Consider the following 17,450-nt stretch of genomic DNA (forward strand, 5'->3'; position numbering starts at 1 on the left):
ATCGGGCCAGCGTGAGTGTGGTGGTGCCGGTGTACCAGGAGGATCCGGCGGTGTTCACCGCGGCGATCGAGTCGTGGTTGGACAACGACGTGCTGGAGGTCATCCTGGTGATCGACGCTTCCGACACGACGTGTCGGGAGATCGCCGCCCGGTATCCGGTCACGGTGTTGGTGACCGATGTGCCCGGGAAGCGGGATGCGTTGCGGCGGGGGTGGAACGCCGCGGCGGGGGAGTTGGTCGCGCTGGTGGATTCAGACACGATCTGGGCCCCGGATGTGGCCGAGCAGGTGTGTAAGCCGTTCGCCGATCCCCGGATGGGTGGGGTCGGGACGCGGCAGAGTGTCTACGGTTCGAGTGGGTTCCTGGCGCGGATCACCGACATGTTCCTGGATCACCGGTATTTCGACGAGAACGCCTCGCAGAGTCTGTTGGGCCAAGCGGTGTCGTGCCTGTCGGGGCGGACGGCGGTGTATCGGCGGGAGTTGTTGCTCGAGATCGAGCACGATTTCATGAACGAGACGTTTCTCGGGGTGCCGTGTCTGTCCGGTGACGACAAGCGTTTGACCACGCTGATCCTGGAGCGCGGGCACAAGACGTTCATGCAGCGCTCGGCCGAGGTGTGGTCGACTTTCCCCGATCATTGGCGGATCTTCGTGCGGCAGCGTTTGCGGTGGGCCCGCAACACGTGGCGGTCGGACCTGCGAGCACTGTCGCGGCGGTGGGTGTGGCGTCGTCCTTTCCTGGCCTACACGATGATCGACAAGGCGGTGTCGAGCTTCACCCTGCTCCTCGGGTTGTCCTTCATGATCGCCTCGATCGTCGAGCGGCAGTGGGTGTTCGTGATCGTGCTGGCTCTGTGGTGGCAGATCAGCCGGTCGGCGAAGCTGTTGCCCCACCTGCGCAGGCGTCCGTCCTCGTTCTTCTACATCCCCGGCTACATCGCCGTGTCCTGGCTCATGGCCGTCATCAAAATCCACGCCCTGGCCACCATCCGCCAACAACGCTGGCTCACCCGCCAAGTCGCCGTCGAAAACGGCACCGTCGTCCGCACCAACGAGCAGCCGGAGGAGATTCCGGCATGACGCGCGTATGCATGAGCATTCTGCTCGTGACTTTTGTGGTCGCGGCGTTCCTCGGAATCGGCACGGGCACCGCCGCCGGTACACCCCTGCTCGCGCCCATCGCCTGGTCGGCTCCGGTGCAGCTCGCCCCCGAGGATCAGCGGATCCGGAAGCAGTGGGAGGACCGGGGGCGTCCGAACAAGATGGTGATCGTGCGAGACACCCGGATCGATGCGGTGACCGATGGGCAGGTATCGCAGCGGGTGCCCTCGGGCTCGGCCGCGCTGAGCCTCGCAGCATTGGACCGCATGCTCGCTCCGGGCTGGCTGACCATCACCGACGGCACCGCGGAGCTGGGGGCCACCATCGTGCTGACCAGGGGAACCGCGTTGGACGTCAGCGGCGTGCGCACCCTGAGGCTCACCGGCGGCGACAGCACGACGCAGACGGCGTCGATCTACACCGGCGGTGGGCGCTTGAGCTTGAGCGGGGTCACGGTCACCTCGTTCGATCCGGCCACCGGGAACCCGGTGCCCCTCGCGCCGGGACGGCCGTCGATCGTGGCCGCGGCCGGCGGCAGGCTGGAGGTCACCGACTCCACGATCAGCGACCTGGGCACTCCGGCCAATGAGGTCGACAACGGCCGGCCCGCAGTGGCGTTCAACCCCGCCAGCAGCGGTTCGCTGGTGCGCACCACACTGCAGCGCAGCAGCACCGGCGTGGAGCTGTCCCGGTCCGACGGCGTGCGCCTCGAGGGGGTGACCGTCACCGAGTCCACCGGCGACGGCATCGTCTTCCGCGGTGACAGCGGCACGACGATGACCGAGGTTCATGCCGAGCGCAACGGCCGTAACGGCCTGCTGTTCACCATGCTCAGTGCCGACCGCCGCCCCGCGGGCAGCACGAGCCGTCCGGTGGCATCCGTGACGGGCCGCCGCATCACGGGTGTGTCCACAAAGGGCAACGGTGAGTACGGCATGGTGCTGGTCGGGCAGCAAGGCGCGCATGTCATCGGAGTCGCCACGACCGCGGACAAGGCCGGCGGGCTGCGAGTGAGCCGGTCCAATGACACGCTGATCGCCGGCTTCACCGCCACTGACCAGCCGGTCGGCTTGTTCACCCACATCAACACCACCAACACGGTGCTCGAAGGGGTGCGGACGACGGGTGGGCGCCGTGGCGTGGTGGCGGAGAAGAGCACGCAGGGGCTGACCATCACGGACTCGACGTTCCACGGCGCCCGGGTGGCCGGGATCTCGGTCGGTGGTCAGGACGTGCAGCTCACCGGCGTGCGCGTGAGCGACTCGGGCACCGGCGTGCGTATCGAGCGCGGTGCCCGCACGATCACGTTGACCGGGCTCACCCTGGTGGGCGGGCACCACGGCGTCGTCGCCACCCCGAACACCAGCGGGGTGGTGGTGCAGGATCTGGTCGCCGAACACGTCGCCGCCGACGCCGTGCGCACGTTCAGCCCGGACACCCGCATCATCGGTGGTCGCATCACCGGCGGTGCCACCGCGATCGACGTCGCCGCCGCGGCCACGATCTCCGGCATCACCATCAGCCAGGCCCGGGAGGGCATCCGGACCCGATCGACCCAGCCGGTGCACGCCCACAACATCGACGTCACCACGAGTTCGCTGGGAATCAACGCCGCCCCCGGCAGCCCGTTCACGCTCACCGCGTCCCGGGTGCACGCTCTCGAGTCGGTGCGCGGTCAGGTGGGCCAGCACGGCATCAACGAGCTGAGCCTGCCCCCGCTCAACCTGCTCGGGGCGATCGGCGTGCCACTCATCCTGCTGGCGTTCGTGCTGGAGCAGGTGCACGTTCGCCGGCTACGACGCGCAGGAGCAGACACGAGGCGTCGCCCACCGCCCGCGTACCCGCCTCCCACGCCGAAGCAATGATCCGCAGACACGTCGTCGAACAACCCGCCGGGCCGACCCCGCCGCGGGCCGGGGGCCTGCGTGGATCGGTGCTGCGGATGCGCCGCCCGGCACGGCATGAGCACCGGGGCGTCCGGCGCCGGATCGCCGCGGGTGTCGTGGCGGTGGCGGCACTGGCCGCGTGCCAGGCCGCGCCGCCCGCGGAGCGCGTGACGTCGTTGGACCCCGAGGTGTTCCCGGCGAAGCTCCAACAGTTCCTGGGTAACCAACTGCACTACACCGACCACGGCGACTTCGGCCTCGACCACGCCGAACTCCTGACCACCACCCCACCCGACCGGCGATTCCTACGCATCACCTACCCCGCAGGCTCCGCCAGCCGATCCGCAGGCGGCACCGACGGCGGCACCCAGGCCTACCTCGAACTCCCCCAGCCCACCGACACCCTCGACCTGTACTACCAACTCCGCTTCCCCTCCGGCTTCGACTTCGTCAAAGGCGGCAAACTCCCCGGCCTCTACGGCGGCACCACCACCAGCGGACAACACATCCCCGACGGCACCAACGGCTTCTCCACCCGCTACATGTGGCGCGCCGACGGCAACGCCGAGATCTACGCCTACCTGCCCACCTCCCGCGACCACGGCACCTCCCTCGGCCGCGGCTGCTGGCAGTTCACCCCCGGCACCTGGACCAGCCTGCGCCAACGCGTCCAGCTCAACACCCCCGGACTCAGCAACGGCCGCATCACCGTCTGGCAGGACGACAACCTCGTCCTCGACCACACCGGCCTGCAATTCCGCACCACTGACGAGCTCCGCATCCAAGGCCTGTTCTTCTCCACCTTCTTCGGCGGCGACGACACCACCTGGGCCACACCCACCGACCAACACACCGACTTCGCCGACTTCACCCTGACCACCGGCACCCCGCCGCCCGACACACCGGCGCCCGACACCCGCCCGATGGCCGACACGGACTGCGGAACGGGCGACGCGTCATGACCAGGCAGGCCGGCGACCAGCGGTGGAAGGTAGTGCTCGCAGAGGTGACGGACCGGTGGAGATCCCGCGAACGCGGGTCGTGGCGGTAGCCGTTCCGTCACCCTGAGGTGTTAGCGTCCCGCCGTCAGCGTCGCCGTGGAGCCCACCGCGGCTCGCCCGTCCATCTTTCGGAGGCGACCGATGAGCGGCCCGAACATCGACCCCGCAGCAATCCCCGACGGGCCGATCGCGGCGGGTACACCCGCCGCGGAGGCCCAGGAGCACCCCCCGGTCTGGGACGTCCGCGGCAAGCGTTGGGACTACGTCGCCAAGCTCGGCGGATGGGTGTGCGAGCACGACGCAGGCACCCTGAGCCGCGACATCGGCTCCATCCCCGTGGAGTTCCAGCCCACCTACGGCTACCCGCCGCCGCACCCGCCGGTTCTTCCTGGCGACCCGCTGTAGCGGATCCGTCAGAAGCTCGCTGCCGGCGCCCGGCCCAACTGGTGCCCCAGAGCATCCGGGCCTTCACCGGGCCACTGACCGCGGCGGCGTGGAAGACGATCCCCTCCGCCTTCGTGCGCTGCGAGAACGACCAGATCTTCCCGCCTGTGCTCGACGAGCGGGCGCACGAGCGGGCAGGCGCGGTCTACCGGCTGCCGAGCTCCCACTCCCCGTTCCTGTCCATGCCCGAGGAGCTTGCGGCTCTCATCGGCAGGATCGTGGGCACCGCGCCGGGCGGCCGCTGAGGGACCCGCCTCGCCTTCAGCTTGCCGGTGCCTTGTCCCCGGTGGGCGTGATGACGAACCAGGTGTTGTCCAGGCCGTTCCGTCCGGCATTCGGGTTGCCGCCGGGGTCGTCACGGTCACGGTAGAGGGGCCATCCGGCGAGCGTGAGCTGCGTGGTGCCCTCGGGGCGCGTGATCGTGCCGACCGCGCCGGGGTCGACACCGAGGAGCTGGGGCTTCACACCCGCGGTGACCAGCACGGGCAGCCACGTCTGGGCGCACTCTCCGGTGCAGTTCGACGTGGGTGGGTTGGCGCTGTCGGCGTCGGATCGGTACATGAGGTGCCCGGCGCCGTCGGTGGTGACGACGCCGAGCGGACCGGTCTGCACGGCCCACAGAGCCGGCGCACTGGACTCGTGGCCCTGGTGTCCACCGTGCTCGCCGTGCCCGCCGGGTTGCTGCGCACCGCTCGGTGCGGCGGCTGGCGGCGCGGCCGGAGCCGGGGGTGGCGCGGCGGTGCAGCCGGCGACGGCGAGCGCGCCGGCGGCCAGGACGGAACCGATGAGTGCGAGCCTGGAACGGGACACGGCTGCCGATCCTCTCGCTAGGCCCGTTCGGCGTCGACCCCCGGGGGTCGATGTCATTCCTCGGGTACCTCGCGATCGATCTCGTCCAGCCAGATCCGGGCGGACATGTCGGAGGGGGCCCGCCAGTCGCCGCGGGGGGAGAGTGATCCACCGGCGGAGACCTTCGGGCCGTTGGGCAGGGCGGAGCGTTTGAACTGGCTGAAGCTGTAGAAGCGCTTCGCGAAGACCTGCAGCCAGTGGCGGATCTCGGCGAGCGTGTAGGACGGGCGCTTGTCGGCCGGGAATCCGGAGGGCCACTTGCCGGCGTCGGGGTCGTGCCAGGCGTGCCAGGCCAGGAACGCGATCTTCGAGGGGCGGAACCCGTAGCGCAGCACGTGGAACAGGGAGAAGTCCTGCAGGGAGTACGGGCCGACCATGGCCTCGCTGCTCTGGACCTGCTCGTCCTCGCCCGTGGGGACGAGCTCGGGGGTGATCTCGGTGCCGAGCACGGACTCCAGGACCTCGCCGACCTCCGGCTCGAACTGCTTGGAGCTCACGACCCAGCGGATCAGGTGCTGGATCAGGGTCTTGGGCACCCCTCCGTTGACGTTGTAGTGCGACATCTGGTCGCCCACGCCGTAGGTGCTCCACCCGAGCGCCAGCTCGGAGAGGTCGCCGGTGCCGAGCACGATCCCACTGCGCTGGTTGGCCGCCCGGAACAGGTAGTCGGTGCGCAGACCGGCCTGCACGTTCTCGAAGGTGACGTCGTACTGCGGCTCGCCGCGGGAGAACGGGTGGCCGAGGTTCGTCAGCATCAGCCGGGCGGTGTCGGTGATGTCGATCTCTTCGAACGTGATCCCGAGCGCTTGCGCCAGCCGCATCGCGTTGCCCTTGGTGTGCTCGCCGGTGGCGAAGCCGGGCAGGGTGAAACCGAGGATGTCGCTGCGCGGGCGCCCCAGGCGGTCCATCGCCTTCGCGGCGACGATCAGGGCATGGGTGGAGTCCAGCCCGCCGGAGACGCCGATCACCACCTTCGGTTGCCCGATCGCTCGCAGCCGCTGCTCGAGCCCGGAGACCTGGATGCTGTACGCCTCGTAGCAGTCCTGCTCGAGCCGCGACTCGTCCGCAGGCACGAACGGGAACCGCTCGATCTCGCGGCGCAGCCCGATGTCGCCGCGGGGTGGGTCGAGGCGGAACTCCACACGCCGGAACTCGTCCGTGCGCGCGGAGTGGTGGCGGCGGTTGTCGTCGAAGGTGCCCATCCGCAGCCGTTCGGCCCGGATGAGGTCGAGATCCACGTCGGCGACCGAGCGTCGCTCACCTTCGGGGAAGCGCTCGGTCTCGGCCAGCAGCACGCCGTTCTCGTAGATCATGGTCTGGCCGTCCCAGGCCAGGTCGGTGCTCGACTCGCCCTCACCCGCGGCCGAGTACATGTAGGCGGCGAGGCACCGTAACGAAGCCGAACGGCAGAGCAGCTTGCGGTCCTCCGCGCGCCCGATGGTGATCGGGCTGCCCGACAGGTTCGCCAGCACCGTGGCACCGGCGAGCGCTGCCTCCGCGCTCGGCGGCACCGGTATCCACATGTCCTCGCAGATCTCCACGTGCAACACGAGCCCGGGCACGTCTGTGGCTGTGAACAGCAGGTCAGGTCCGAACGGGACATCTACGCCCGCGTCGGGGCCACCGATCCGGATCGTCGTGACGATGTCATCGCCGGGGGCCAGTTGGCGGCGCTCGTAGAACTCCCGGTAGGTCGGCAGGTACGACTTCGGCGCCACGCCCAGCACCCGTCCGCGGTGGATCACCACGGCGGTGTTGTAGACGCGATGGCGGAACCGGAGCGGCGCACCCACCACCAGCACCGGGAGCAGGTCGGCCGACCCGGTGACCACGTCGAGCAACGCCTCCTCGACGGAGTCCAGCAGCGTCTCCTGCATCAGGATGTCCTCGATCGAGTACCCCGACAGCGTCAGCTCGGGGAACACCGCCACCCCGACGCCGTCGTCGTGGCACTCACGCGCGACGCGCAGCACCGCCTCGGCGTTGGCGGCCGGAACGGCGATCGAGGTCTCGGTCGTGCATGCCGCCACCCGGACGAACCCGTGGCGGTATGCGGAGTGGAAGTCCATGCGAGCGGAGACGACCTTCCTCATGAGGGGCAACACCGGAGAACCTGCTTTTAGTGTGCCCTTCCTGTGCAGCGGGGGAACGTCAGCCGCGCTGCGGGTGCGGTCTTCGTCCGGTTTGGGGGCGGTCACGTGCCGGGTACCGGGAGTACACGATCTCGGGGGAGCTGGGTGCATGGGCCGGGTAGGTGGAGTGATCGTCGTCCTGTGGCTGGTGATCGGGTTGCTCGCGGCCTACCAGCGCGGCTACTTCGAACGGTCGGAGGTGAACTGCGCCGAGCTCGGAACGGTGCTGGTCACGATCGTCGTCGGGCCGTTGAACTACCTGGGGGTGAACCCGCGGATCGAGTGTGAGGTGCCCCGGCCGTCGCCGTGAGACCGTCGGAGCCGTCGCCGTGAGGCGGTCGGAGCCGTCGCCGTAGCCGCGGTTACAGCCGGGATCGCAGTGGCGCCGCATCCCCGGTGCGGCGCCACTGCAGGCGGTCGGCGCTCAGCTCCTCCGCCGCCGCCAGTGAGTGATGGTGCGGGTCTCCGGGGTGCCCGACTCGGCCCCTGGTGCCTCCGGGCGGCGGGTGCGGGGCAGCTCGGCGTGTGCGGCGGCCGACCCTGAGGGGGCACGGGTCACCGTGCACCGGGCGGGCCCGGTCTTCCTGGCCTTGGCGTGCCGTCCGTGCCGGGCCTGCCAGGCGGCCAGCCGGGCGGCCTCCCGGGCCTCGCGGTCGAGCTTCCGGACGAGCCGGCGGACCGTCGGGGAGACCACCGGAGCATCGCCTTCCGCAACCTCACGGGCCGGGTTGCCCCGCCACCGGGAGTCCGCGACCGGCTCCTCGCCCTTCATCAGGAAGGAGTCGGCGTCGACCACGACACGCTCGCCCATGGTCACGCCGTAGTGCACCCAGGCGTTGGCGCCCACGGTGCTGCCGTTCCCGATGACGGTGTAGCCGGACTTGAAGCTGCCGTCCTCCAGCGAGTGGCACTGGATCGTGGCCTGCGCTCCGAGGGTGCAGTAGTCGCCGATCGTCACAAGCGTCTTCTCCGGGATGCCGGCGCCGTCGTCGAACAGCTTCTTCCCGACGCGCACGCCGAGCATCCGCCACACGATCGACTTGAACGGCGTGCCGTTGAAGATCTGCAGGTAGCCGGTTCCGCTCAGTTTCCAGAGGCGTTCGTGGCGCCAGAAGTACGGCTGGTAGATCGAGCAGAACTGCGGTGAGAGCCGGCGGAACCCGATGCTCGCGCGTTCGGCCAGCACCGAGAACAGCGTCGTGAACACCAGCGCTGCGATGATTCCGAGCGCGTACGAGCTGACTCCGATGTCGCTGTAGAAGTAGGTCGACAGCAGCCCGATGAGGACGACGCCGAACCACTGCAGCCATCGTTGCAGGAGGAACATCGCGATCGTGATCGCGTTGGAGCGGTTCTTCCGGGCCAGGCGCGCCGGAAGCTCCTCGGGGCTGCGGTACCACTCGAGGTCGACGTCGCGCTGCACCGAGCGGGGGATCTCGAAGGGGGGAGACCCCAGCAGGCCCACGCCTTCCCGCACCGGCCCGTCGACGGGGATCATCGCCTTCGTCGCGAGGAGGATGTTGTCCCCGGTCCGTCCTCCGGCCGGATAGGTGACGGCGTTGCCGATGAAGCTGTTGGCGCCGAGTGACACCCGCGACACCATGAACGACGTGTTCGAGTAGTCGGCGTTCGCGAGCGACAAGCCGTCCGAGACGAGCGTGCCGGTGCCCACGTGGGACAGGAACGGCGACTCGTGCTTCTCCATCAGCCCGAAGTTCGACCCCGTCTGCTGCACGGTGGAGAGGTCGTAACCGAGCAGCTGGAGGTAGCGGATGATGAAGGAGCTGTCGCCCAGCAGGTTGGTGAAGAACGGGATGTTGGTCAGCCGGCGCAGAGCGCGGTGGGCCGTGTAGCGGAACCCGTAGAGCGGGTGCGCGGTGTCCGGCGGGACGATCCTCCTCAGCACACGCGGCACGATGGCCGCCGCCAGCAGCCCGAGGAGCATCACGCCGAACAGCAGCGCGCCGGAGACGAGGAAGTAGTCCACGTAGAACCGGGGTTGGGCGAACACGCTGCGGTCGGTGCCGTCCACCACGGCCTGCACCGCTGATGCGGTGTTCACGGCCGGGAAGACGCTCGGCAGGAGGACGAAGATCAGCCCGGTCGCGAGGGGGGCCCAGATCAGGAGCATCGCGAGGAGCTGAGTGGCCCCGTACGTGAAGCGGCGCAGGCCGTTGCCACCCTGCGACTCCATCCGTCGGTAGTCGGCTGTCGTCTCCTGGGCGGGAGAGCCGTGGTAGCGCTTCCCGGCCGGCACCTTCTGCCCGATCCGCAGTGCCGATGTGTGGCCGAGCTGGGCGCCGTCCCCGACGGCGGTGTCGATCTCCAGCACGGTGGCCTCGCCGATCAGGGCGTTCGCCCCGATGTCGACGCGGCCCGTCCGGATCCACCCGGACTCGGCGTGGTAGCCGCTGAAGTACGAGTCCTTACGCACGACGGCGCCTGCGCCGATGGTGATCAGGTCGCTGCAGACCGGCAGCGCCGTGGAGAGGACCACGGCTCCCTTGCCGACCTTCGTCCCCAGCATCCTGAGGTAGACCAGGTACAGCGGCGAGCCGACGAACGCCAGCGCGGGGCTGATCCGCAGCAGTTGGCGCACGATCCAGAACCGCAGGTAGCGCAGACCCCAGATCGGGATCACGCTCGCCTTCCACCGGCCGATCAACACCCATTTCGCCACGACCGGGAGCAGGGTGAGGACGAGGAACACGGCCCCGCCGAGTGCGACCGAACGCAGGTAGATGTCGAGGATGCCGGTCGCGTCGGACAGCCACCCGTACGCGGTGACGCCTGCGAAGGCGACGAGGTAGGCGAAGCCCAGGTACACCGCTGTCTGCGCCACACCGGTGAGCAGGTACGGCACGGTGCCTGCCCGGCGGATCGTGCGCGGCTCGGCGGAGGCCTGGCGAGGTGCGGCGTCCTGCAGCGTCGCCGAGAGCGCGCGCACCGTCGGGTTCAGGTACACGTCCTTCATGGCGATCGGGGGCAGCTGCTCGTGCACGCGCAGCTTGGCCGACATCTGCGCGATCAGCAGGGAGTTCATCCCGAGGTCTTCGAAGAGGTTGCTCTCGACGGACACGCGGTCGAGCGACAGCATCTCCGCGACGGTGCCGGCCAGCAGCGTCTCGACCTCGCCCTCGGCTTCGACGATCTCGCCCTGCGCGGCCGTGTACCGGGGGCCCTGCGGGGCAGGGAGGTTCTTCCGGTCGGCCTTGTCGCTGGGCAGCATCGGGATGTGCTCGAGCTGCTCGAAGTAGGCGGGCACCATGTACGACGGCAGCCGCCTGCGCAGCTCGTCGTGCACGCTGTCGATGTCCGCGGGCTGCCCGGGGCGACGCAGTGTGTAGTAGGCCACGAGCTCCACCACGCCCGGGGCGGGCTCGTAGGTGTCCACCACGGCCTGGGCGATCTCCGGCAGCTGCAGGAGCAGCGACTCGATCTCGGTCAGCTCGATGCGGTAGCCGCGGACCTTCACCTGCGTGTCGATCCGGCCGAGGCATTCGACGAGACCGTCCTCGGTGATCCGGCCGAGGTCACCACTGCGGTAGATCAGGCCGGACGTGTTGTTGGGGATGCCGATGACGTCGGGAATGAAGGCCTTCGCGGTGAGGTCGTTGCGGCCGACGTATCCGGCGGACAGGCCGATGCCGGCGATGCCGATCTCGCCCAGCTGCCCGGGGGGAAGCGGACGCTGGTCGTTCTCGTCGAGGATCACGACCGAGTACGTGGGGAGGGGCACGCCGATCGTCACGGGCCGGTCGGGTTCCAGTGTGGTCCACGTGGCGGTGACGGTGGCCTCGGTCGGGCCGTAGACGTTGAGGAAGCGCCGTCCGGGGCGGTGCCAGCGGGTCACGAGGTCCTGCGGGCACGCCTCGCCGGACACCAGAAGGAACCGCAGGTCGGGAAGGTCGTCGTCCATCGTCGCGAGCAGCGTGGGAACGCAGCACATCGCGGTGACGCGCTCTTCGCGCAGGAAGTCGGCGAGATCCTCGCCCAGCAGGCTGCCGCCCCGCTTCGGCACGAGCGTCGCGCCGACCACGAGCGAGATCCAGATCTCCTCGACGGAGAAGTCGAACGCGATTGTCATGCCCTGGTACATGCGGTCCTCGGGCACCACGCCGTAGACCTCGGCCGCGACCCGCACGAAGTTGCAGATGCTCGCGTGCTCGATCGCGACGCCCTTGGGCCGTCCCGTCGTGCCGGAGGTGTAGATGATGTAGCAGAGGTCCTCCACCGGGGTGCCCTGCTCGACGGCACTGAGCCGCGAAGGGTCCTGGGCGTCGACCTGCTCCTGCACCTCGTCGACGCACACCACCGCGGCACCCGGTTCTCCCACACGTTCGCGCAGGTGGGAAAGGGTGAGCACGACGGTGACGCCGGCGTCGCCCACGATGTAGGCGATGCGGTCGGCGGGGAACACCGGGTCGAGTGGCACGTACGCGGCGTTGATCTTGAGCACGGCGAGGATGGCGGTGTAGGACTGCAGCGGCTCGTCGAACACGAGCCCAACCCGCGAACCCGGCCCCACGCCCTGGCTGCGCAGGAACCGGGCCATCCGGTTCGCGCGGGCGTCCAGCTCCGGATAGGTCACTGCGAGATCCCGGCCGGCCACGGCCAGGTGGCCGGGGTCCCCCTCGGCGCGGAACGAGTCGCATCGCTGCTCGAACAGGTGGTGCAGCCGTTCACCCGGGGTCCAGCGGACCGACTGGTCGGCATCGTCGCTGCTGAGTACCAGATCGGCTAGTCGACCGAACTCCCCGACCGGTCGAGTTCCCTGGTCGAATCCCGTGCTCATGCGACGGCGTGCAGGCCGGCCGCGGCTGATTCCTCGAGGATGTCGAGGCCGCGGTTCAGGATCTGCTCGGACGTGGTGAGCGGGGCAAGGATCTTGATGACCTCGTCCTTGGGCCCGGCGGACTCGATGATCAGACGCCGCTGCGCGCTGCGGCGGCAGATCTCGGCGGCGACGTCCCCGTCGCGGACGTCGATGCCCTGCATCATCCCGCGGCCCTTGACCGTGGCGCCCGGAACGAGCCGGGCGATGCGGGCCAGTCGCTCGCCGACGAGGGCGCTGCTGCGCTCGATCTCGTGCTGGAAGCTCCGGTCACCCCAGAACTTCTCCAGCGCCACACGTGCGGTGACGAAGGCGTGCGCGTTGCCGCGGAAAGTGCCGTTGTGCTCGCCCGGCTTCCAGACGTCGAACTCCGGTTTTATCAGGAGCAGCGACATCGGCAGGCCGAAACCGGAAATGGACTTGGACAGCGTCACGAGATCCGGGGTGACGCCCATGCCCTCGAAGCTGAAGAACGAACCCGTACGCCCGACACCGGCCTGGATGTCGTCGACGATGAGCAGCGCGCCGTTGGCCTTGGCGATGGCAGCGACACGGCGCAGCCACGGCCGTGAGGCGACATTGAGGCCGCCCTCGCCCTGAACCGTCTCGAGCAGGATCGCGGCGGGGGCGTCGACACCGCTGGACGGGTCGGACAGCACACGCTCCAGCAGTTCCGAGGTGTCGACGGAACCTCCGAGGTACCCGTCGTAGGGAAGACGGGTGACGTCCGGAAGCGACACGGTGGCGCCGCCCATGCGGTGGTCCCGGTTCCCGGTGGCGGCGAGAGCGCCCTGGCTGACGCCGTGGAACCCGTTCGTGAACGCGATGACGTTGCGGCGCCCGGTGGCCTTTCTGGCCAGCTTGAGCGCGGCCTCCACCGCGTTGGTTCCGGTCGGGCCGGTGAAGTGGATCCGGTAGTCCATGGAGCGCGGCTCGAGGACAAGACCCTCGAAGGTCTCGAGGAACTCCATCTTCGGTCGCGTGAAGAGGTCGAGACCCTGCGCGATGCCCCCGCGGCGGATGTGGGCGACGAGCGCCTCAGCCATGTCGGGGTCGTTGTGGCCGTAGTTCAGGGAGCCTGCCCCGGCGAGGAAATCCATGTACTCGCGACCGTCGGCGTCCCAGACCAGGGTGCCGCGGGCCTCCTCGAACACGATCTCGTACTTGCGGCTGTAGCTGCGCACTCGCGACTCACGGCGCGCGAAAACTTCCTTCCCGGTTGAGCCCCGGTTTTCAGTGACCATGTATGGGGCTACGCGGCGGCCCGGGATTTTGTTCGCACTGTCGGCCGTGACCGTACTCACCCCGTTTACGGCAATGCCTTCTCTCAATGATTCGTAAGGTTGCAGTAAAAGAAGAACCGAGATGAAACCATGGTTACGGGTGCTAACCGGACACTGTCGGGGAGGCGGCGGAACGCACTGGCGCAGGTGTGATCCCGGCCATGGCAGATTGTCCGTGAAGCCCGGAATAACCCCTCGACCGCCGCTGTCCGCACACCATCCTCGACGCCCCCGGTGACGGAGCGTGCGGCAGCGGGTGCGTCCGCGTGGATACGGTCTGTGCTGCCCGGCAACAGTGCGGCCGGCGCGGGGCCGGCCCGCCCGGCCTCACGATCGAAGGGGGAAGCGGTGGCGGACGAACCAGTCGCGGTGGTGACGGGTGCGGGTTCCGGGGTCGGACGGCTCATGGCGCGGGCCCTGCTGGAGAACGGGTTTCGCGTGGCGCTCGCGGGCAGACGCCGCGAGGCCCTGGACGGCACGGCTTCCGGCGATCCGGCGGCTCTGGTGGTGCCCACGGACGTGGCCGACGCCGGCTCCGTCGCCCAGCTGTTCGACACGGTGCGGGACACGTGGGGCCGGGTCGACCTGCTGATCAACAATGCCGGCAGTTTCGGCCCCAGCGGCAGCCCCGACGAGATCGCCGTCGAGGACTGGACGGCCGCCGTGGCCACCAACCTGACGGGCACGTTCCTCTGCACGCGCGAGGCCTTCGCGACGATGCGCGCCCAGCAGCCGCAGGGCGGGCGGATCATCAACAACGGGTCGATCTCCGCCCACGTCCCGCGCCCCGGAAGCGCCGCGTACACCGCGACGAAGCACGCGATCACCGGCCTGACGAAGTCGATCTCGCTGGACGGCCGCCCCTACGGCATCGCGTGCGGACAGATCGACATCGGCAACGCGGCCACCGAGATGACCGCGGGGATCTCCACCGGTGCGCGTCAGGCCGACGGCAGCGTCCGGCCGGAGCCGACCTTCGACCCCGCCCATGTCGCCGAGGCGGTGCTGTTCATGGCCCGCCTGCCGCTCGACGCCAACGTGCAGTTCCTCACCATCACCGCCACGACGATGCCGTTCATCGGGCGCGGGTGACCGCAGCCGGTCAGTGCGCGCGGATCATCCCGCCGTCGCACCGGACCTGCTCGCCCGTCACGTAGGACGCCGCGGCGCTCGCGAGGAACGTGACGACGGCTGCGAACTCCTCGGGCGTGCCGTAGCGCCCGGCGGGGATCGTCGCCTCGGCGCGGGCCCGCTGCTGGTCCGGCGTGGTGCCCGAGCGCTCGGCGACGGCGCGATCCAGCACGGCGACGCGGTCGGTGTCGATGCGGCCGGGCAGCACCATGTTGACCGTCACGCCGTCGGCGGCGACCTCACCGGCGAGGGTCTTGAGGTATCCGGCCAGTGCGGCGCGTGCCGCGTTGGACGCCACGAGCCCATCGATCGGCTGCTGCACGCCGCTCGACCCCACAGCGACGATCCGGCCGAACCCGCGCTCGCGCATGCCCGGCAGCACCCCGGCCACGAGCCGCAGGTGGGGCTGCACGAGGAGGTCGACGGCGGTCGCGAACTGCTCGGGGGTGAAGTCGGCGGCCAACCCCGGCGGCGGCCCGCCACCGTTGAGAACCAGCACGTCCACCGGCCCGAAGCGCTGCTCGGCCTCGGCCACGAGCCTCGCGGGCACGCCGGGATCGGCGAGATCCGCCTCGACCCCGACGGCCGACGGCAGCGCGGCGGCCTCCTTCTGCACCAGCTCACCGCGCCGGCCCACGAGCACGACGTTGGCGCCCTCCGCAGCGAGCGATCGGGCCACGGCGAGCCCGAGCCCGGAGCTCGACCCCGGCACGATCGCGGTGCGTCCCTGCAGTCCCGTGTCCATCAGGCGCTCACCGCCGCCATGTCCTGCAGACCTCGATCACTGGGTTCCATGTGTAGGGAGTCAACCACCTCGCAGCTCCTGCGCCACCGGGCCGTACACGCGGACGATCTCGTCGAGCATGGTCCGGAACTCGGCCGCGCCGATGAACTCGTCCGGCACGTACGCCTCGTCGAGCTGGGTGCGCAGGGCCGGGTCGGCCAGCCCGGCGCGCATCGTCTCCTCCAGCTCCGCGATGATCTCGGGCGGCGTTCCCACCGGCGCGCCCAGCCCGAACAGCGAGGTGCTGTAGGTGAGGCCCGGGAAGCCCAGCTCGGCCAACGTGGGGGTGTCCGGGAGGTAGTCGACCCGCTCGGCGGGACTGATCGCCAGCGGCCGGAACTCGCCCGCGTCGAACTGGGCCCGGATGTCCTGCGAGACGTTGACCAGCAGCGCGTCGACCGTGCCACCGAGCAGCGCCTGGATGAGCTCCGCGTTGCCGTTGAACGGAACGACGGTGACCTGGACGCCGTACTCGCTCGCCAGCCTGCGTAGCTCGATGCCCTGCGACGTGGTGGCGCCGGGCGTCCCGACCGTGAGCTCGCCGGGGCGTGCACGAGCGGCGTCGAAGAACGCGGCGGCATTGGCGAACTCGGAGCGCGCACCCACGGCCAGCACCGACGGCACCTCGGTGATCACGCCGATGGTCTCGAAGTCCTCCGGTCCGTAGGACACGTCCTGGATGAGCGGGGTGACCACCGTCGAGGGGGCCGCGACCAACGTGAGCGTGTGGCCGTCGGGCTCGCTGCCCACCAGTTCGTTCATCGCGAGTGCCCCGGCAGCGCCGGGCAGGTTCTCGACGATGACCGGCTCGCCCAGAGCACGCTCGAGGTGCGTGCCCATCGTGCGGGCGGCGAGGTCGGTCGGGCCGCCCGCGGTGTAGGGGACGATCACCCTGATCTCTTTCGTCGGATACTCCCCGGCCGCCTCGGGCGCGCTTCCTCCTTCCGAACAGGAGACCGTCAGCGCCGTCATGGCGGCGAGGGCCGCCCATCTTCCGTACCGCATCATCCGGGTCCTCCCGCTCAACCGGTCAGGATCGGCTCGTACACGGCCCGGGTGCGGTCGAGGACCGCGCGCAGGTCGGCGGCACCGACGAAGCTGGTGCCGGTGTAGCGCTCGCCCACCCTCGCCACGACGTCCGGATCGGCGTGCGCGCGGCGCAGCGCGTCCTCCAGCCGGGTGGCCACGGCGGCGGGCAGCCCCGCCGGCCCGGCCAGCCCGAACGTCGAGCCCGACAAGGTGAGACCGGCGAACCCGGACTCGACGAGCGTGGGGGTGTCGGAGAGCCAGTTCAGGCGCTGCTCGGTGGACACCGCGAGTGGCCGGAATCGGCCGGCGTCGATGTTCTCGACGACGTCCTGCGATGCGTTGATCAGGACGGCGTCGACGTTGCCGCCCAGCAGCGCGGTTGTCATCTCGGCGTTGCCGTTGAACGGGACGACGGCGAACTCGACGCCGTGCTCGTCGCGCAGGCGTTGCAGCTCGATCCCCTGCGGGGTGGACGCCCCGGGCACCGCCACGGACACCGCACCCGGCTGTGCGCGCGCGGCCGCGACGAGCGCCGCGATGTCACGGTGGGGCGATCCGGCGCCGACGGCGAGCAGCGACGGCACCTCCGACATCACGCCGACGGGGGTGACATCGGCGGCGGTGTAGCCAACGTCGTTGGCGAGCGGCGTCAGCACCACCGTGCCTGCGGTGATCAGCGCCAACGTGTGCCCGTCCGGGTCCGCCGAGACGAGCTCCTGCGTGGCGAGCGCCCCGGATCCACCGGGTTTGTTCTCGACGACCACCGGCTGCCCCAGGTCCCGTTCGAGGAACTCCCCGTAGGCGCGCGCGGTGAGGTCGGTGGGCCCGCCCGCGGCGTAGGGCACGAGCAGCCGGATCGACTCGCTCGGGAAACCGGCGTCAGCGCGCTGCTGGCCCCCACAGGCGGCCAGCAGCGCGAGCACGGCGAGGGTGATCGCCGTCCGGCCGAGGATGCGACGTTGCACTGGTTCCTC

Annotated in this window: 14 protein-coding genes; 7 read left to right on the top strand and 7 right to left on the bottom strand. The window is 69.9% G+C overall.

Translation table 11 applies throughout. The features are described from left to right. From MMF94_RS28720 to MMF94_RS43610, 5 genes are all read left to right on the top strand, one after another. The coding region (locus tag MMF94_RS28720; protein ID WP_241040350.1) for a glycosyltransferase at positions 1–1,082 on the top strand (1,082 nt) is incomplete at its 5' end. After that, positions 1,079–2,968: a right-handed parallel beta-helix repeat-containing protein gene (locus MMF94_RS28725; RefSeq protein ID WP_241040351.1), complete on the top strand. Its 1,890-nt coding sequence runs from the start codon at positions 1,079–1,081 to the stop codon at positions 2,966–2,968. The genes MMF94_RS28720 and MMF94_RS28725, both read left to right, overlap by 4 nt. Then, complete coding sequence (locus MMF94_RS28730; protein ID WP_241040352.1) at positions 2,965–3,951, top strand: polysaccharide lyase; 987 nt, start codon at positions 2,965–2,967, stop codon at positions 3,949–3,951. The genes MMF94_RS28725 and MMF94_RS28730 overlap by 4 nt, the downstream gene beginning before the upstream one ends. Before the next feature lie 180 nt (positions 3,952–4,131). Then, on the top strand, positions 4,132–4,395 hold the full coding sequence (locus tag MMF94_RS28735) for a hypothetical protein (RefSeq protein WP_241040353.1): 264 nt from the start codon (positions 4,132–4,134) through the stop codon (positions 4,393–4,395). Continuing rightward, positions 4,278–4,679, top strand: coding sequence for an alpha/beta fold hydrolase (locus tag MMF94_RS43610; protein ID WP_338104379.1), 402 nt, complete (start codon positions 4,278–4,280; stop codon positions 4,677–4,679). The genes MMF94_RS28735 and MMF94_RS43610 overlap by 118 nt, the downstream gene beginning before the upstream one ends. Before the next feature lie 16 nt (positions 4,680–4,695). Here MMF94_RS43610 and MMF94_RS28745 read toward each other — a convergent pair whose 3' ends face one another. Both MMF94_RS28745 and MMF94_RS28750 read right to left on the bottom strand, forming a co-directional pair. Further along, on the bottom strand, positions 4,696–5,244 hold the full coding sequence (locus MMF94_RS28745; protein WP_241040355.1) for a hypothetical protein: 549 nt from the start codon (positions 5,242–5,244) through the stop codon (positions 4,696–4,698). 53 nt (positions 5,245–5,297) lie between these two features. Next, the gene (locus MMF94_RS28750) at positions 5,298–7,376 is read right to left on the bottom strand and encodes an NAD(+) synthase (RefSeq protein ID WP_241040356.1); all 2,079 of its coding nucleotides are present in this window, start codon (positions 7,374–7,376) and stop codon (positions 5,298–5,300) included. A 148-nt stretch (positions 7,377–7,524) separates the two neighbouring features. Here MMF94_RS28750 and MMF94_RS28755 point away from each other — a divergent pair, with 148 nt between their 5' ends. Beyond that, complete coding sequence (locus MMF94_RS28755; protein WP_241040357.1) at positions 7,525–7,725, top strand: hypothetical protein; 201 nt, start codon at positions 7,525–7,527, stop codon at positions 7,723–7,725. 114 nt (positions 7,726–7,839) lie between these two features. On the opposite strand, the gene MMF94_RS28760 is transcribed toward MMF94_RS28755, so the two are convergent. Continuing rightward, positions 7,840–12,210, bottom strand: a complete 4,371-nt coding sequence (locus MMF94_RS28760) for a Pls/PosA family non-ribosomal peptide synthetase (protein WP_241040358.1) — start codon at positions 12,208–12,210, stop codon at positions 7,840–7,842. Further along, a complete protein-coding gene (gene ectB / locus MMF94_RS28765; RefSeq protein ID WP_277398846.1) occupies positions 12,207–13,493 on the bottom strand; it encodes a diaminobutyrate--2-oxoglutarate transaminase in 1,287 nt (428 codons plus the stop codon). The genes MMF94_RS28760 and ectB overlap by 4 nt, the downstream gene beginning before the upstream one ends. A gap of 387 nt (positions 13,494–13,880) precedes the next feature. Between ectB and MMF94_RS28770 the strand changes: the two genes are divergently transcribed. Further along, positions 13,881–14,624, top strand: a complete 744-nt coding sequence (locus MMF94_RS28770; RefSeq protein WP_241040360.1) for an SDR family oxidoreductase — start codon at positions 13,881–13,883, stop codon at positions 14,622–14,624. Between the two features lie 10 nt (positions 14,625–14,634). Here MMF94_RS28770 and MMF94_RS28775 read toward each other — a convergent pair whose 3' ends face one another. Genes MMF94_RS28775 through MMF94_RS28785 form a run of 3 tightly spaced genes read right to left on the bottom strand, consistent with a single transcriptional unit; the run spans position 14,635 to position 17,441 of the window. Then, positions 14,635–15,408, bottom strand: coding sequence for an SDR family oxidoreductase (locus MMF94_RS28775; RefSeq protein ID WP_241040361.1), 774 nt, complete (start codon positions 15,406–15,408; stop codon positions 14,635–14,637). 60 nt (positions 15,409–15,468) lie between these two features. Then, on the bottom strand, positions 15,469–16,452 hold the full coding sequence (locus tag MMF94_RS28780; RefSeq protein WP_241040362.1) for a Bug family tripartite tricarboxylate transporter substrate binding protein: 984 nt from the start codon (positions 16,450–16,452) through the stop codon (positions 15,469–15,471). A 17-nt stretch (positions 16,453–16,469) separates the two neighbouring features. Beyond that, entirely contained in the window at positions 16,470–17,441 is a 972-nt protein-coding gene (locus tag MMF94_RS28785; protein ID WP_241040363.1) for a tripartite tricarboxylate transporter substrate binding protein, read from the bottom strand. Positions 17,442–17,450 lie beyond the last annotated feature (9 nt).

The organism is Pseudonocardia alaniniphila (genome assembly GCF_022524485.1).
GTDB lineage: Bacteria > Actinomycetota > Actinomycetes > Mycobacteriales > Pseudonocardiaceae > Pseudonocardia > Pseudonocardia alaniniphila.